Here is a 14,966-nt window from a genome sequence, read left to right as displayed (position 1 = left end):
CCTTGTTCTCAGAAGAAGATGTCCGCGGCCGAGATACGGCGCTCTCCATCGGGGGTGGAGAGGACCAGGCGCCCCGCCTCGTCCACGCTCTCGAACCGGCCGGTGATCTCTTCCTGCGGCAGGCGAGCGGTGATGACCTCTCCCAGCCGTGCGGCATGGCGGAGCCACGACTCGCGGATGGTATCGAAGCCAAGCTGCGTGAGCATGTCCTCTTGCGTGGCGTAGAACCCGGCGAGTTCGGTGAGGAAGAGCTCCACATCCACGTCCTCTCCGACGGCAGTCGGCGGAAAGGCGGCGTCGCGGATGCCGCCGGGTGTGTGCGAGAGGTTGACCCCGATCCCGATCGCCAGCCAGTCGATCTGATCCCCCCGGGACGCGCTTTCCAGAAGCAGGCCCGCTACCTTGCCATTGTCCAGCAGGACGTCATTCGGCCACTTCATCGCTAGGCGGGACCGGTGCACATGGAGGGCGAGCGCCTCGAACACCGCGTTGGCCGCCATGAACGAGCGAAGCGCCGCCCAACCGGCCGTGCCCGTCGGCCGCATCAGCAAGGTTGCCGTGAAGTTCCCCTCGGGGCTGGCCCAGCGTCGTCCCTGGCGCCCCCGCCCGCCGGTCTGACGGCGCGCGAGGATCCAGGTGGGGCGCTTCAACTCGCGGGCGAGGCGCACCGCCTCGCCATTCGTGCTGTCGCATGTCTCGAGGACGATACGGTCGTAACCTTCAGGCCAGTTGGGCTCAGTTGACAAGGGCAACCGCTGCCAGGCCGGCCGCGCCCTCCACGCCGAACAGGGTCGCGATACCGACAACCATCACCAGCGCCGATCCGACCGCCAGCCCGGTCAGGAGCGGCGAGCGCGACCGGTCGAGCCCTTCGTTCTCTTCCCCGAAGAACATCAGGTAGACGATCCGCAGGTAGTAGTAGAGCGCAATCGCCGAGGCGATACCGCCCAGCAGCGCGAGCCAGCCCAGGCCAGCCTCGATTGCCGCCGAGAACACGTAGAACTTGCCCCAGAACCCCATCAGAGGCGGCAGCCCACCCATGGCCCACATCAGCGCAGCGAGCGCATAGGCACGTGCGGGATCGGTCTTCGAAAGCATGTTCAGCGAACTGAGCGAGGTGACCGGCTTGCCGTCCCGCTCCATCGAGAGGATGAACGCGAAGGTGCCGATATTCATCGTGACGTAGATCGCCATGTAGATCAGCATGGCCTGCACCCCGAAGACGGTCCCCGCCGCGAGGCCCATCAGCGCGAAGCCCATGTGGTTGATCGACGAGTAGGCCATCAGCCGCTTGATGTCGGTCTGTCCGATCGCCGCCACGGCACCCAGGAACATGGATGCGACCGACAGCGCCGCAACGATCTGCTGCCAGTCCCCCACGACTCCACCGAAGGCGTCGAAAACCACCCGTGCGAAGAGGCCAATGGCCGCAACCTTCGGAGCCGTGGCGAAGAAGGCGGTGACTGGGGTGGGCGCGCCCTCGTAGACGTCGGGCGTCCACATGTGGAACGGCGCAGCCGAGATCTTGAACGCGAGACCCGACAGGATGAACACCAGCCCGAACAGAAGCCCCAGCGATGCCTGGCCCTCGACGCTTGCGATGATGCCCGCGAACAACGTGGTTCCGGCAAACCCGTAGGTCAGCGACGCACCATAGAGCAGCAGGCCCGAGCTGAGCGCGCCCAGCACGAAGTACTTGAGGCCCGCTTCGGTCGAGCGAACGGAGTCGCGCCGCAGCGACGCGATCACATAGGCCGCCAGCGACTGCAGTTCGAGGCCGAGATACAGTGTCATCAGGTCCCCGGCCGAGACCATGACCATCATTCCGACGACGCTCAACGTCACGAGGACCGGGTACTCGAACCGGAGAAGGCCGCGCCGCTCCATGTAGTTCTGGCTCATGGCGAGGACGGCTGCGGCCGACAGCAGAATGGTCACCTTGGCGAAACGCGCAAAAGCGTCGTCGATGAACAGCCCTCTGAACGCGAAGCGCGAGGTGGGGCCCGACACGCCGATCCAGAAAGCGAAGACCACGAACACTGCAACCGTCACCCAGACCAGCATCGGCGCGATCCGATCCTTGCCGGTATAGACGCCGACCAGAAGCGCACCCATGGCGTAGATCGCCAGGGCGAGTTCGGGCAGGATGGTGGAGAAATCGGCGGAAGTCATCGCGGCGTCCTCAATGTACAACGTCTGCGGCGGCGGTCGCGGTCATCAGACCAGCCTCGTCCAGAGCCGCCTCGTAGGTGTCGAGAAGCCCCGCGACAGAGGGGCCGACGATATCGGTGACAAGCGGCGGGTAGACGCCCAGCAGGATCGTCATCGCCACGAGGGGCGCGAAGATCCACTTCTCTCGGGCCGTGAGGTCCCGCATGGACTTGAGGCTCTCCTTGATCAGGTCGCCCAGCATCACCCGGCGATAGAGCCACAGCCCGTAGGCCGCCGACAGGATCACCCCCGTGGTCGCGACGAAGGCGACCCACGTGTTGGCCTGGAACATGCCCATCAGCGTCAGGAACTCGCCGACGAAGCCGCTGGTGCCCGGCAGGCCGATATTGGCCATGGTGAACAGCAGGAAGATGAGGGCGTAGGCCGGCATCCGGTTTACCAGGCCGCCATAGGCGTCGATGTCGCGCGTGTGCATCCGGTCATAGACCACGCCCACGCAGAGGAAGAGCGCGCCCGAGATGAAGCCGTGGCTGATCATCTGGAAGATCGCCCCGTCGAGCCCCTGCTGATTGGCCGAGAAGATCCCCGCCGTCACGAAGCCCATATGGGCGACCGACGAATAGGCGATGAGCTTCTTCATGTCCTCCTGCACCAGCGCCACGAGCGAGGTGTAGACGATCGCGATGGCCGACAGCCACAGGACGAACGGTGCCAGCACATCCGAAGCGACCGGAAACATCGGCAGCGAGAACCGCAGGAACCCATAGCCACCGAGCTTCAGAAGGATCGCCGCCAGCACCACGGACCCCGCAGTCGGCGCCTGAACGTGGGCGTCGGGCAGCCAGGTATGGACCGGCCACATCGGCATCTTCACCGCGAAGGATGCGAAGAAGGCCAGCCAGAGCAGCGTCTGCAGCCCGCCCACGATCGTGAACCCGAAGACCGAGATCACGTCATAGCTGAACTGATGGGTCAGCAGCGCCGGAATGTCGGTCGTCCCTGCGTCGACATACATCGCCAGCATCGCGACCAGCATCAGGACCGAACCGAGGAAGGTGTAGAGGAAGAACTTGAACGCGGCGTAGACCCGGTTCGCCCCGCCCCAGATGCCGATGATCAGGAACATCGGGATCAGGCCGGCCTCGAAGAAGAGATAGAACAGGATCAAGTCCAGCGCGACGAAGACGCCCAGCATCATCGTCTCGAGCACGAGGAAGGCGATCATGTATTCCTTCACCCGCTCGGACACGTCCCACGCGGAAAGGATGACGAGCGGCATGAGGAACGTCGTCAGCAGCACGAAAAGCACGCTGATGCCGTCGACGCCGACCTTGTAGGTCAAGCCGGCGATCCACTGTCGCTGCTCGACCATCTGGAACCCGCCGCCCGGCTCGAACTGGGCGAGGATCAGAAGCGAGCCGAGGAACGACGCGGTCGTCGCGATCAGCGCCAGGTACTTGGCGTTCCGGCGCGCGGCTTCGTCGTCACCGCGCAGGAAGAGGGCGAGGATGATCGCCGCCACAGTAGGCAGGAAGACGACGATCGAGATCAGGCTATCCATCTTACTCGACCCCTCCGAGAGTCATCCAGGTCAGCAGGATCGCGACCGCGAGGACCATCGCGAAGGCGTAGTGAAAGAGATATCCGGACTGCGCGCGACCCGCGAGGCGGCTGAAGAACGGGATCACCCCCATCGCCAGCCCGTTGATGCCTCCGTCGATGACGTTGCCGTCGCCGCGCTTCCACAGCGTCCGGCCGAGCCAGGAGGCGGGGCGCACGAAGAGGAAGCCATAGATTTCGTCGAAGTACCACTTGTTCAGCAGGAAATCGTAGAGAGGCCGCTGCGCGTTGACGAACTTGGCCGGAAGGTCCGGACGGCGGATATACATCTGGAACGCCACGAGGAACCCGAGGAGCATCGCCACGAACGGGCTGACCTTGACCCAGATCGGCGCGTGGTGCGCGTCGTCCATCACGTGGTTGTCCGGTGCCATGTAGATCGCGCCGTCCTCCCATCCGCCGGCCATTACGCCGCCATGAACGCCTTCGCCGCCGCCGGTATCCTCGGTCGGTTCCACCAGGGCTGCTGCGGCATCCTCGAAGTCGCCCTCGGCCAATTCCGTCGCGGCGGGAATGGCGCCTTCGCCCTGCCCCTCGGCTTCGGTCGCGCCGTGTTCGTCTGCCTCGACGGCTTCGGCGTGGGCCGGGATGCCGAAAAAGCGGTTGACCTGCGCGTGGTCGCCGAAGAACGACCCGTACCAGACCATGCCCGAGAAGATCGCCCCGAGCGCCAGGACACCCAGCGGGATCGTCATGATCGACGGGCTCTCATGGGCGTGCTCGTGCGTGTGACGGTCACCGCGGGGCTCGCCGTAGAAGGTCAGGAACATCAGGCGCCACGAATAGAAGCTGGTCATGGCTGCCGCGAGGACGAGAAGCCAGAACGCATAGAATCCGGGGCCGGAATGCGCGCCCCAGGCGCTTTCGATCACGGCGTCCTTCGACAGGAAGCCGGCGAAGCCGATATGGGTCAGCGGAATGCCGACGCCGGTGATGGCGAGGGTACCGATCATCATCGCCCAGAACGTCCTGGGCATCTTGTCCTTCAGCCCGCCATAGTTCCGCATGTCCTGTTCGTGGTGCATCCCGTGGATGACCGAACCCGCGCCGAGGAACAACATCGCCTTGAAGAAGGCGTGGGTGAACAGGTGGAACATCGCCGCCGAATAGACGCCCACCCCGGCGGCCACGAACATGTAGCCAAGCTGCGAGCAGGTGGAATACGCGATGACGCGCTTGATGTCGGTCTGCACGAGACCAATCGTCGCCGCAAAGAACGCGGTCGAGGCGCCGATGATCGTGATGAAGGCGGTCGCGTGCGGCGCGAACTCCATCAGGGGCGACATCCGGCAGACCAGGAACACACCCGCCGTCACCATGGTCGCCGCATGGATCAGGGCCGACACCGGCGTCGGGCCCTCCATCGCGTCGGGAAGCCAGGTATGCAGGAAGAGCTGCGCCGACTTGCCCATGGCGCCGATGAAGAGCAGCACCGCCACGACCTCGGCCGCGTTCCACGTGGCCCAGAGGAAGTGAATCTCGGTCGCAGCAATCTCGGGTGCGGCGGCGAAGATGTCGTTGAACTGGATCGAGTCGACCAGGAAGAACAGCGCGAACATGGCCAGTGCGAAGCCGAAATCGCCCACCCGGTTCACGACGAAGGCCTTCATCGCCGCGGCATTGGCGGAGGGCTTGCGGAAGTAGAAACCGATCAGGAGGTATGAGGCGAGGCCGACACCCTCCCAGCCGAAGAACATCTGCACGAGGTTGTCGGCCGTCACCAGCATCAGCATCGCGAAGGTGAAGAACGACAGATAGGCGAAGAAACGGGGGCGGTAGCTCTCGTTGTCGCGGAAGTTCTCGTCATGGGCCATGTAGCCGAACGAGTAGATGTGGACGAGCGCCGACACCGTGTTGATGACGATCAGCATGATCGCCGTCAGCCGGTCGAGCCGGATCGCCCAGTCGGTCGACAGGCTGCCCGACTCGATCCAGCGCAGGATCTGGATGCGCTGCAGTTCGCCGTCGTGACCGAGGAAGACGATCCAGCTGAGAAGCGCCGCCAGCACGACAAGGCCGGTGGCCGTCCACTGCGCCGGCTTCTCACCGATGAACCGATGGCCGAAGCCGCAGATCAATGCGCCGATCAGCGGCGCGAACAGGATGATCGTCGCCATGCGCTCAGCCCTTCATCATGTTGACGTCTTCCACGGCGATCGTGCCGCGGTTTCGGAAGAAGCACACGAGGATGGCGAGGCCGATCGCCGCCTCGGCCGCCGCAACCGTCAGCACGAACAGCGTGAACACCTGCCCCACCAGATCGCCCATGTGGGTCGAGAACGCGACGAGGTTGATGTTCACCGCCAGCAGGATCAGCTCGATCGACATCAGGATGATGATGACGTTCTTGCGGTTGAGGAAGAGGCCGAAGATGCCGATCACGAAAAGCGCGGCAGCGACCGTTAGGTAATGTTCAAGTCCGATCATTCTGTCCCTCGGCTCGGTTTGGCTCGGTCCTAGACCTTTGCTGTTCCGGCGTCCATGCGCTGCGGCATCGGTTGTAGAGGCCTCGGTGCGCCACCGTCACAGCGCTTATCCCAGGCCCTGGCCCGACTTCACGTCCCGCATCTCCATCGTCTTCTTGGGATCGCGCATGATCTGCTGCACGACATCCTGCCGCTTGACGTCCGTACGGTGCCGCAATGTCAGCACGATCGCCCCGATCATCGCGACCAGCAGGATCAGCCCCGAAAGCTGGAACAGAAGCAGGTACTCGTCATAGACCAGTTGCCCGATCGCCTGCGTGTTCGACGCGCCGCCGAACGCCTCGCGCGATGCGGCGACATTGACCGCCGCCAGGTCCGACGCCTCCCAGACGCCGAAGACGATCCCGAGCTGCATCAGGATCACGACCCCGATCAGCAATGCGATCGGCACGAACTTGGCCATCTCGGCCTTGAGCGAGGCGAAGTCGACGTCGAGCATCATCACGACGAACAGGAACAGCACCGCGACCGCGCCTACATAGACGATGACCAGAAGCATCGCGACGAACTCGGCGCCCATGAGGACGAAGAGGCCGGCAGAGGAGAGAAAGGCCAGGATCAGCCACAGGACCGAATGCACGGGATGGCGCGCCACCACGGTGAAGAGTCCGGCCGCGACCACGAGGATCGCGAAGACATAGAAGGCGAAATCGGCGGGTGTCATGGCGTCGGTCCCTCAGCGATACGGCGCGTCGATTTCAAGGTTGCGAGCGATCTCGGATTCCCACCGTTCGCCGTTCTCGAGAAGTCGCGCCTTGTCGTAGTAGAGCTCTTCCCGGGTCTCGGTCGAAAACTCGAAATTCGGCCCCTCGACGATGGCATCCACCGGGCAGGCTTCCTGACAGAAGCCGCAATAGATGCATTTCGTCATGTCGATATCGTAGCGCGTCGTCCGCCGCGAGCCGTCCTGGCGCGGTTCCGCGTCGATCGTGATGGCCTGCGCCGGGCAGATCGCCTCGCACAGTTTGCAGGCGATGCAGCGTTCCTCGCCATTCGCGTAACGGCGCAGCGCATGCTCACCGCGGAAACGGGGCGACAGGCGGCCCTTCTCGTGCGGGTAGTTCAGCGTCGCCTTGGGCGCGAAGAAGTATTTCAGCCCAAGGCCCAAGCCCTTCCAGAAGTCGAAGAGCAGCCAGTAGCGACCGGCGCGGGCATAGTCGAAGGTGTCAGCCATGGTTCAGCCTCCTACCGCCCAGCGGGCATAGAAGCCGCCGAACAGTTCGAAATGGGCAAGAAAGGACACGAGGACGACCCAGACGAGGCTGAACGGAAGGAATACCTTCCAGCCAAGCCGCATCAGTTGGTCGTAGCGAAAGCGCGGCACCACGGCCTTCACCATCGCGAAGAGGAAGAAGAAGAACGCCATCTTCAGCACCATCCAGAACGCGCCGTCGGGCAGCCCCGGGATGGGCGACAGCCAGCCGCCGAAGAACAGGATCGCGGTCACGGCGCTCAGCAGCCACATGGCGATGTATTCGCCGGCCATGAACAGCAGGAACGGCGTCGAGGAGTACTCGACCTGGTAGCCGGCCACGAGCTCGGATTCGGCCTCGGGCAGGTCGAAGGGGGGGCGGTTCGTCTCGGCCAGGCACGAGATGAAGAACAGGAACACCATCGGGAAGTGCGGCAGCCAGTACCAGTTGAACAGGCCGAAATCGCCGTCCTGCGCCCGCACGATGTCGCTGAGGTTCAGCGAGCCGGTCGAGATGATGATACCGATGATGATGAGGCCCAGCGACACCTCGTACGAGATCATCTGCGCGGCCGACCGGAGCGAGCCCAGGAACGGGTATTTCGAGTTCGACGCCCATCCGCCCATGATGACCCCGTACACCTCGAGCGACGAGACGGCGAAGATGAACAGGATGGCGACGTTGATGTCCGCCAGGACCCAGCCCTCGGCGAAGGGGATGACCGACCAGGCGACCATGGCAAGCACGAAAGACACGAGTGGCGCCATCAGGAAGACCGTCCGGTCCGATCCGGCCGGAATGACGATCTCCTTCAGGACGTATTTCAGCGCGTCGGCAACCGACTGCAAGATGCCGAACACGCCGACAACGTTCGGGCCGCGGCGCATCTGGACCGCCGCCCAGATCTTGCGGTCGGCATAGACCAGAAACAGCAGCGAGATCATCACGAAGGCCACGATCATGACGCATTGAGCGACAAGGACGAGCGTGATCCCGACCGGTGTTGCAATGAAGCCTTCCATAGGCAGATCCTCAGGTCAGATCGTGGGGATGCCGTCCTCGCGGCACCTAGCCACTTCGATTTCGGCGTCCAGCGTGCGTGCGCCGGGCGGCAGCGCGGGCGAGACGGTGTAAACCGCATCTCCGCGCCAAACGCCACCCTCTTCGGACACAATCGTGCGGATATGCCGCGCGAATCCGTAGCCTCGGATCAGCGCGTATTGTGCCGCGACACAGCGGGCATACGCCCCGGCGTCACGTTGGTCCCTTGCCCCTTGCATCTCGACTAGGAAGTTCACGAGGTCTGTGTCGAGAAGCCGCGTCTGGCTTCCCAGATATGTTGCGTCTTCGGGTGGCAAGACGGGTCGTTCCGGCAGTGCCTCGGGCGGCGCGCCCGCGACACAGGCCGCGAGCGCGCCGCAAAAGGCGAGGGGCAAGCGCATATTCACTCGGCCGCGAGAGGCGCCTCCTTGCGGGACCGTGCCTTCTGGCTCAGCTCGCCCATCAAGGCGCTCGCCCGCATGATCGGGTTGGCGAGGTAGTGATCCTTGACCGTGGCCTCAAACCCGCCGGACCCGATGTCTCGAGCATCGATGAGGCCAAGCTCGTTCAGCGGAACCTCGTCGATCGCCTTCAAATGCGGAACCTCGCCCCAAAGCCTCTGGCGAAGCTCGCGAATCGAGTCGTAGGGCAGCTTGCTGCCCAACTCGGCCGAGAGCGCGCGTAGGATCGCCCAGTTCTCCTTCGCCTCGCCCGGAGGGAAGTTCGCGCGGATCGCCAGCTGCGGGCGACCTTCCGTATTCACGAAAATGGCGGTTTCCTCGGTGTAGCAGGCGGCCGGCAGGATGATGTCGGCGCGATGCGCTCCCCGGTCGCCATGGCTGCCCTGGTAGATGACGGTCGGCCCGGCGGGGATATCGATCTCGTCGACGCCGAGCGCATAGACCACCTCGGCCCCGTCAAGCGCAGCCTCGATCCCGCCCTCGGTGACGGCGTTCACATCCATTGCGCCGACGCGGCTGGCCGCCGTATGCAGAACCAGCAACCCGTCGCCCAGCTCGCCCGCCTTCTTCACGATCGCCGCACCATCTTCACGACGCAGCGCACCCTGCCCCACGATCACGATGGTCTCGCCCTCGATCTCGGGCAGGGCGAGCCCGGCAAGATCCGACGCGTCGGTTCCGATATGGGCATATTCATAGGTCAGATCGGCACCCTCACCGATCACGGCGACATCCGCCCCATGAATCCAGGCCTTGCGGATGCGCGCGTTCAGCACGGGCGCTTCCGTTCGCGGGTTCGAGCCCACGATCAGGATGCGCGCCGCATCCTCGATCGCGCCGATGGACGTCGTTCCAGAATAGGCGCCCCGATTCCCGGGAACCAGCGCCTCGCCGTGAAGACGGCTCTCGACGCGGCCGCCCTGCCCTTCGACCAACTCCTTCAGCGCGTAGACAGCCTCGACCGGCGCGAGATCACCGACAAGACCGGCCACCTTGCCGCCCTTCATGGCGGCAGCGGCCTTTGTCAGCGCCTCGGACCACGAGGCCGGACGCAGGCGGCCGTTCTCACGCAGGTAGGGCTTGTCGAGGCGCTGTCGCTTAAGTCCGTCCCATACGAAACGCGAGCGGTCGGCCAGCCATTCCTCGTTCACGCCGTCATGGTTGCGCGGCAGGATCCGCATGACCTCGCGGCCCTTCGTATCAACCCGGATGTTCGAGCCGAGCGCATCCATCACGTCGATGGTCTCGGTCTTGGTCAGCTCCCACGGGCGGGCGGTGAAGGCATAGGGCTTCGAGGTCAGCGCGCCCACCGGGCACAGGTCGATGATGTTGCCCTGCAGCTCGGAATCGAGCGTCTGGCCGAGGTAAGAGGTGATCTCGGAATCCTCGCCGCGGCCCGTCAGGCCCAGCTCGGGCATTCCGGCGACTTCGGTGATGAAGCGCACACAGCGGGTGCAGGAGATGCAGCGCGTCATGTGGGTGCCGACGAGCGGGCCCAGGTCCATGTTCGTCACCGCGCGCTTCGGCTCGCGGTAGCGCGAGAAGTCCACGCCATAGGCCATCGCCTGGTCCTGAAGGTCGCATTCGCCGCCCTGGTCGCAGATCGGGCAGTCGAGCGGGTGGTTGATGAGCAGGAACTCCATCACCCCCTCGCGGGCCTTCTTCACCATGGGCGAGGTCGTCTTGATCTCGGGCGGCTCGCCGTTGCGACCGCCGCGCAGGTCGCGGACCTGCATCGCACAGGAGGCGGCTGGCTTCGGCGGCCCGCCGACGACTTCCACGAGGCACATCCGGCAGTTGCCGGCGATCGAGAGCCGCTCGTGGTAGCAGAAGCGGGGAATTTCGATATCCGCAACCTGCTCGCAGGCCTGCAGAAGGGTCATGGCGGGGTCGACCTCGACCTCGCGTCCGTCGATGATGATCTTGCGCAGATCGCTCATGCCCGCATCTCCTGGTGTCGTCTCCCGAGGCATGGACCGCCTCGTTCAGCGGTGACTTAATACGGATCGAGGACGGCTGAAACCGTCACTTGCCACGTATTCGCGTTTTGTCGCGGGGCACAGGTCACTGGCAGGTGCCAGAGAACCTCCAGCTTTCCAGATTCTCGGGGGCATACCGCTCGCGCTCGGATATCCGGGCCACGACGACCTCGCCGGGGTCCTGCCCGCACAGGCCCGCAGCCGCTGCAGCCGCCTCGCCAATCGCAATCTCGTAGGGGACGATGTTGGGCGTGACGAAAACGGCGAACCGCTCGGATGCCCTGGCATAGGTGACCGTGTGCGGGACGCTTCGCGGCAGGTAGCTCGGATAGTGCCCGTCGACGATCGGGACCTCGCACAGGTGGAACTTGTCCTTGGGATAGCACGGCGCCTCGACGACAACGACGAGGCCGCCGGCCAACGCCGAGGCCGGGCTGAGAAGTGCCAGGCAAAGAGCAAGATAACGCATCAATTCCCCTTCAGAAGTTTGCCGGCCGCAGTGCCACGGGCCATCTCCTCGCGGCCTACCTGACAATATCCGGCCGGATTGCCCGGTGTCGCACCCCGGGCGACGAGGTCGGCGACGATCTCGGCCTCGAGCTGCGAGCGAGCGGCATCGTTGTCCTTCAGGGCCTCGATGTCGTCTTGCGTATACCCCGATTGAAGCGCGTAGGATTCCAGCGATTTGAGGAACGTATAGGCGCGCACCAGACGCGGCGTGATCGATGGGCAGTTTTTGCGAATCTCGTCGGCCAAGCCGATCGCGTAGAATCCCTGCCGCACGGTCGGGTCCTGTGCAAGCGATTGCGCCGCCGCGGCCTGCAGGCCCGCCGTCAAAAGGCATATGGCTGCAAAGAAAACTCTCATCCTCGATACTCTCCGCCCATATGGTGGACGCCCCGCGCACGGCATGCCCAAGAAAACAATATGACCTTCCCTGTTGGCCATGCAAGGCGGCCGCAAGCAGACTTACCGCCCGATGCAGCGCCCCGAATAGACCGGCAGGCCGGCCTCGGTCGCGGTAGCCGTCCACGCCGCGGGGTTACCCGCGGGCGCATCCCATGCAATTCGAGACGACCCGAAATACCGCAGGCAATGGCGCGTGCCGTAGAATCGTACCGTTTCGCGGCTGGCTTCCAGCGGCACCCCGGGCGCCTCGACCACGACCGAGAACTCCTCGGCCCCTCGATCCGCGATCAATCTCGCGTCATAGGGCAACGGTTCGGCCGGACGCGTAGCCCCGAAGGAGGGCAGCGAGGGGATCGGGATGCGTCCGCAACCGGCAAGGGCCGCGGAGACGAGCAAGAGACAGACCAGACGCGACACGGTGCGGCGACCTCCATTGGGGTTCACGAGGACGTGGGCCCGGCATACAGGGCGGAACGCCCCGCGACAATTCCGGCCACTGAACACAAGCCGTTGTTTCGCATGAAGGGGTTAATCCCGTCCAAAGGGTTGCAGTGCGACACGATCATTCGGCCGCGATCACGCGCTTGTGCTTGATACGATCCTCGATCTCGTCGCGGAAGTGACGGATCAGGCCCTGGATCGGCCAGGCCGCGGCATCGCCAAGCGCGCAGATCGTGTGCCCCTCGACCTGCTTGGTCACGTCGAGCAGCATGTCGATCTCTTCCACCTCGGCCTCGCCACGCACCAGTCGCTCCATCACGCGCATCATCCAGCCGGTGCCTTCGCGGCAGGGCGTGCACTGGCCGCAGCTCTCGTGTTTGTAGAAGGCGGCGAGACGCCAGATCGCCTTGATGATGTCGGTGGACTGATCCATCACGATCACCGCCGCCGTGCCGAGACCCGACTTGTTCTCCTTGAGCCAGTCGAAATCCATGATGCCTTCGCGCATGGTCGCGCCCGGCAGGCAGGGTACCGACGATCCGCCCGGAATCACCGCCTTGAGGTTGTCCCAGCCGCCCCGGATGCCGCCGCAGTGCCGATCGATCAGTTCCTCGAACGAGATCGACATGGCCTCTTCGACGACGCAGGGCTTGTTCACATGGCCCGAGATCGCAAAGACCTTCGTGCCCGCGTTGTTCTCGCGCCCGAACGAGCTGAACCACGACGCCCCGCGCCGCAGGATCGTCGGCACCACGGCGATGGATTCGACGTTGTTCACCGTCGTTGGGCAGCCGTAAAGGCCGGCGCCGGCCGGGAATGGCGGCTTGAGGCGCGGCATTCCCTTCTTGCCCTCGAGGCTTTCGATCAGCGCCGTTTCCTCGCCGCAGATATAGGCGCCGGCGCCATGGGCCAGGTAGAGGTCGAAATCCCAGCCCGAACCGGCAGCGTTCTTGCCCAGGAGCCCGTCGTCATAGGCCTCGTCGATGGCGCGCTGCAGCGCCTCGCGCTCGCGGATATACTCGCCGCGGATGTAGATGTAGCACGCATGCGCGTTCATCGCGAAGGACGCGATCAGGCAGCCCTCGATCAGCGTATGCGGATCGTGCCGCATGATCTCGCGATCCTTGCAGGTTCCCGGCTCCGACTCGTCCGCGTTCACCACGAGGTACGAGGGGCGCCCGTCCGTTTCCTTCGGCATGAAGGACCACTTCATGCCGGTGGGGAAACCCGCGCCTCCGCGGCCGCGCAAACCGGATTCCTTCATCTCCTGGATGATCCAGTCCCGGCCCTTGCCGATGATGTCGGCGGTGCCGTCCCACTGCCCGCGCGACTTCGCGCCGGATAGAGTCCGGTCGCCCATGCCGTATAGGTTGGTGAAGATCCGGTCCTTGTCGTCGAGCATCGCTTCGCCTCGTCTAGTCGGTGGCCGTGGGGGTCGCGCCCTATTTGCGCTCGTCGCGCCGCTTTTGCCAGATGCGAATGGTCGCGACCAGTGCCCAGGCGAACGCAGCCAATGCCAAACCGTCGAAAATGAACACCAATCCCGGCGGCAATCCCAGCGACGCGCCGGTCAACTGCGCGCCCATCCACAGGATCATCGTGAAGGCGAGGACCACCGCGATGGTCCGCGCGCGACGGGCGATCTCCATGTCGTTCCTGTCTGACATGGGGCGGTGTCTACGCCGAAACCGCGCGCGCGACCAGCCCCTGCCCGGTCACGTCCCGAAGGCGCGTCACGCGTCCGCCTCGCTCAACTCACGCGCCTGCTCGACCCATGCGTCACGGCTAGCACGGCCCTTGAAGCCCTCCAGATGCTCGTCGATCCAGGCCAGCTCCTGGGTGCTCCAACCGGCGATCTGGTCGAGATGGTAGATGCCGATGCCGTTCAATGTCTCTTCGAGCTTCGGCCCCACGCCCCTGATCCGCTTGAGATCGTCCGCCCCGCCCTCGCGCGGCGCGTCGAGACGAGCCGGAGGACGCCCGATCGCATCGTTCGGCGCGTCCTCCTCAGGATCGTTCGTCGGGGCGCTGTCTTCAGACGAGTCGGTCGCCTCGACGATCTCTTCGGTTGGCAAGCGGGTACCGGCGCCGTCCTCGTCCCCCGCGGTCTCGGTCGTGGAGGGGGCGTCCGTCGCACCGGTCTCGCCTTCGGCGTCAGACGCGCTGTCCGTCCCGGACAGTCCCCCGGTCCCGGCGGACGGAGCGGATCCCACCGCGTCCCCGGCATCGTCGCGGTTCGGTCCCGCGGATGCATCCGAGACCGCGGCACCTTCGGGGCTCGCGGCCCCCACAGGCGCGACGGCGGTTCCGTCGGAGTCGGAACCCTCGCCCGCCCGTTCCGTGCCGAGCGTGGCCGGGGCTGCTTCCGTCACCGGCACTCCGGCCGTGCCGGGCTCGGATCGGGCACTGTCTGCATGGTCGTCGGTAGCTTCCGCCCCCCGGTCCGCGCGCAGAAGCAGAAAGGCCGCCACCGTAGCCGCCACGACGAGCGCCAGAAATAGGGCCGGAGAAATGGTGACGCCGACGACGATCAACAACGCCGTGAAGACGACGAATCCGATCCCCCCCGCGACGGCCGCGATGGCCAATACAGCGCTCGAGCTTCGTCTCTGCATCGTGTTCTCCCCTGCTCTCATGGCCATGGTACGGCCGCCTCACAGGGAA

Annotated in this window: 16 protein-coding genes; all 16 read right to left on the bottom strand. The window is 64.8% G+C overall.

Annotated features, from left to right (window positions below; genetic code table 11):
* Positions 1-8: 8 nt before the first annotated feature.
* Positions 9-746, bottom strand: coding sequence for a biotin--[acetyl-CoA-carboxylase] ligase (locus tag PAM7066_RS14420; protein ID WP_085854937.1), 738 nt, complete (start codon positions 744-746; stop codon positions 9-11).
* Positions 736-2,172, bottom strand: a complete 1,437-nt coding sequence (gene nuoN / locus PAM7066_RS14415) for an NADH-quinone oxidoreductase subunit NuoN (protein ID WP_085854936.1) — start codon at positions 2,170-2,172, stop codon at positions 736-738. The genes PAM7066_RS14420 and nuoN overlap by 11 nt, the downstream gene beginning before the upstream one ends.
* Positions 2,173-2,182: 10 nt before the next feature.
* Positions 2,183-3,733 (bottom strand): NADH-quinone oxidoreductase subunit M, encoded by a 1,551-nt coding sequence (locus PAM7066_RS14410; protein ID WP_085854935.1) that lies wholly within the window; start codon positions 3,731-3,733, stop codon positions 2,183-2,185.
* Position 3,734: 1 nt separating this feature from the next.
* Positions 3,735-5,909, bottom strand: coding sequence for an NADH-quinone oxidoreductase subunit L (gene nuoL, locus PAM7066_RS14405; protein WP_085854934.1), 2,175 nt, complete (start codon positions 5,907-5,909; stop codon positions 3,735-3,737).
* 4 nt (positions 5,910-5,913) lie between these two features.
* Positions 5,914-6,219 carry an NADH-quinone oxidoreductase subunit NuoK gene (gene nuoK / locus PAM7066_RS14400; protein ID WP_085854933.1) on the bottom strand — a complete coding sequence of 102 codons (306 nt, stop codon included), beginning with the start codon at positions 6,217-6,219 and terminating at the stop codon, positions 5,914-5,916.
* A 105-nt stretch (positions 6,220-6,324) separates the two neighbouring features.
* Positions 6,325-6,942 carry an NADH-quinone oxidoreductase subunit J gene (locus tag PAM7066_RS14395; protein WP_085854932.1) on the bottom strand — a complete coding sequence of 206 codons (618 nt, stop codon included), beginning with the start codon at positions 6,940-6,942 and terminating at the stop codon, positions 6,325-6,327.
* Positions 6,943-6,954: 12 nt separating this feature from the next.
* Positions 6,955-7,452, bottom strand: coding sequence for an NADH-quinone oxidoreductase subunit NuoI (nuoI, locus tag PAM7066_RS14390; RefSeq protein ID WP_085854931.1), 498 nt, complete (start codon positions 7,450-7,452; stop codon positions 6,955-6,957).
* A 3-nt stretch (positions 7,453-7,455) separates the two neighbouring features.
* A complete protein-coding gene (gene nuoH, locus PAM7066_RS14385; protein ID WP_085854930.1) occupies positions 7,456-8,493 on the bottom strand; it encodes an NADH-quinone oxidoreductase subunit NuoH in 1,038 nt (345 codons plus the stop codon).
* A gap of 15 nt (positions 8,494-8,508) precedes the next feature.
* Positions 8,509-8,913: a YNQ4 family lipoprotein gene (locus PAM7066_RS19025; protein WP_085854929.1), complete on the bottom strand. Its 405-nt coding sequence runs from the start codon at positions 8,911-8,913 to the stop codon at positions 8,509-8,511.
* A gap of 2 nt (positions 8,914-8,915) precedes the next feature.
* Positions 8,916-10,913 (bottom strand): NADH-quinone oxidoreductase subunit NuoG, encoded by a 1,998-nt coding sequence (nuoG, locus tag PAM7066_RS14375; protein WP_085854928.1) that lies wholly within the window; start codon positions 10,911-10,913, stop codon positions 8,916-8,918.
* A gap of 124 nt (positions 10,914-11,037) precedes the next feature.
* Positions 11,038-11,421, bottom strand: a complete 384-nt coding sequence (locus PAM7066_RS14370) for a hypothetical protein (RefSeq protein ID WP_085854927.1) — start codon at positions 11,419-11,421, stop codon at positions 11,038-11,040.
* On the bottom strand, positions 11,421-11,789 hold the full coding sequence (locus tag PAM7066_RS14365; protein ID WP_085854926.1) for a DUF5333 domain-containing protein: 369 nt from the start codon (positions 11,787-11,789) through the stop codon (positions 11,421-11,423). Before PAM7066_RS14365 ends, PAM7066_RS14370 begins: the two co-directional genes overlap by 1 nt.
* Before the next feature lie 132 nt (positions 11,790-11,921).
* Positions 11,922-12,152 (bottom strand): hypothetical protein, encoded by a 231-nt coding sequence (locus PAM7066_RS19180; RefSeq protein ID WP_139838418.1) that lies wholly within the window; start codon positions 12,150-12,152, stop codon positions 11,922-11,924.
* A gap of 271 nt (positions 12,153-12,423) precedes the next feature.
* On the bottom strand, positions 12,424-13,704 hold the full coding sequence (nuoF, locus tag PAM7066_RS14355) for an NADH-quinone oxidoreductase subunit NuoF (protein ID WP_085854924.1): 1,281 nt from the start codon (positions 13,702-13,704) through the stop codon (positions 12,424-12,426).
* 40 nt (positions 13,705-13,744) lie between these two features.
* Positions 13,745-13,969 carry a DUF5337 family protein gene (locus PAM7066_RS14350; RefSeq protein WP_085854923.1) on the bottom strand — a complete coding sequence of 75 codons (225 nt, stop codon included), beginning with the start codon at positions 13,967-13,969 and terminating at the stop codon, positions 13,745-13,747.
* Positions 13,970-14,035: 66 nt separating this feature from the next.
* Positions 14,036-14,917: a helix-hairpin-helix domain-containing protein gene (locus tag PAM7066_RS19015; RefSeq protein ID WP_175484687.1), complete on the bottom strand. Its 882-nt coding sequence runs from the start codon at positions 14,915-14,917 to the stop codon at positions 14,036-14,038.
* Positions 14,918-14,966: the final 49 nt, after the last annotated feature.

This window comes from Palleronia marisminoris, assembly GCF_900172315.1.
Classification (GTDB): domain Bacteria; phylum Pseudomonadota; class Alphaproteobacteria; order Rhodobacterales; family Rhodobacteraceae; genus Palleronia; species Palleronia marisminoris.
Note: the sequence above shows the minus strand (reverse complement) of the source record. Positions and strands in the feature narration are given on the sequence as shown.

Excerpts from the sequence above, each read along its gene's own strand:
- nuoN (WP_085854936.1), bottom strand. The coding sequence starts at position 2,172 with ATGACTTCCGCCGATTTCTCCACCATCCTGCCCGAACTCGCCCTGGCG.
- PAM7066_RS14410 (WP_085854935.1), bottom strand. The coding sequence starts at position 3,733 with ATGGATAGCCTGATCTCGATCGTCGTCTTCCTGCCTACTGTGGCGGCG.
- nuoL (WP_085854934.1), bottom strand. The coding sequence starts at position 5,909 with ATGGCGACGATCATCCTGTTCGCGCCGCTGATCGGCGCATTGATCTGC.
- nuoK (WP_085854933.1), bottom strand. The coding sequence starts at position 6,219 with ATGATCGGACTTGAACATTACCTAACGGTCGCTGCCGCGCTTTTCGTG.
- PAM7066_RS14395 (WP_085854932.1), bottom strand. The coding sequence starts at position 6,942 with ATGACACCCGCCGATTTCGCCTTCTATGTCTTCGCGATCCTCGTGGTC.
- nuoI (WP_085854931.1), bottom strand. The coding sequence starts at position 7,452 with ATGGCTGACACCTTCGACTATGCCCGCGCCGGTCGCTACTGGCTGCTC.
- nuoH (WP_085854930.1), bottom strand. The coding sequence starts at position 8,493 with ATGGAAGGCTTCATTGCAACACCGGTCGGGATCACGCTCGTCCTTGTC.
- PAM7066_RS19025 (WP_085854929.1), bottom strand. The coding sequence starts at position 8,913 with ATGCGCTTGCCCCTCGCCTTTTGCGGCGCGCTCGCGGCCTGTGTCGCG.
- nuoG (WP_085854928.1), bottom strand. The coding sequence starts at position 10,913 with ATGAGCGATCTGCGCAAGATCATCATCGACGGACGCGAGGTCGAGGTC.
- PAM7066_RS14370 (WP_085854927.1), bottom strand. The coding sequence starts at position 11,421 with ATGCGTTATCTTGCTCTTTGCCTGGCACTTCTCAGCCCGGCCTCGGCG.
- nuoF (WP_085854924.1), bottom strand. The coding sequence starts at position 13,704 with ATGCTCGACGACAAGGACCGGATCTTCACCAACCTATACGGCATGGGC.
- PAM7066_RS14350 (WP_085854923.1), bottom strand. The coding sequence starts at position 13,969 with ATGTCAGACAGGAACGACATGGAGATCGCCCGTCGCGCGCGGACCATC.
- PAM7066_RS19015 (WP_175484687.1), bottom strand. The coding sequence starts at position 14,917 with ATGCAGAGACGAAGCTCGAGCGCTGTATTGGCCATCGCGGCCGTCGCG.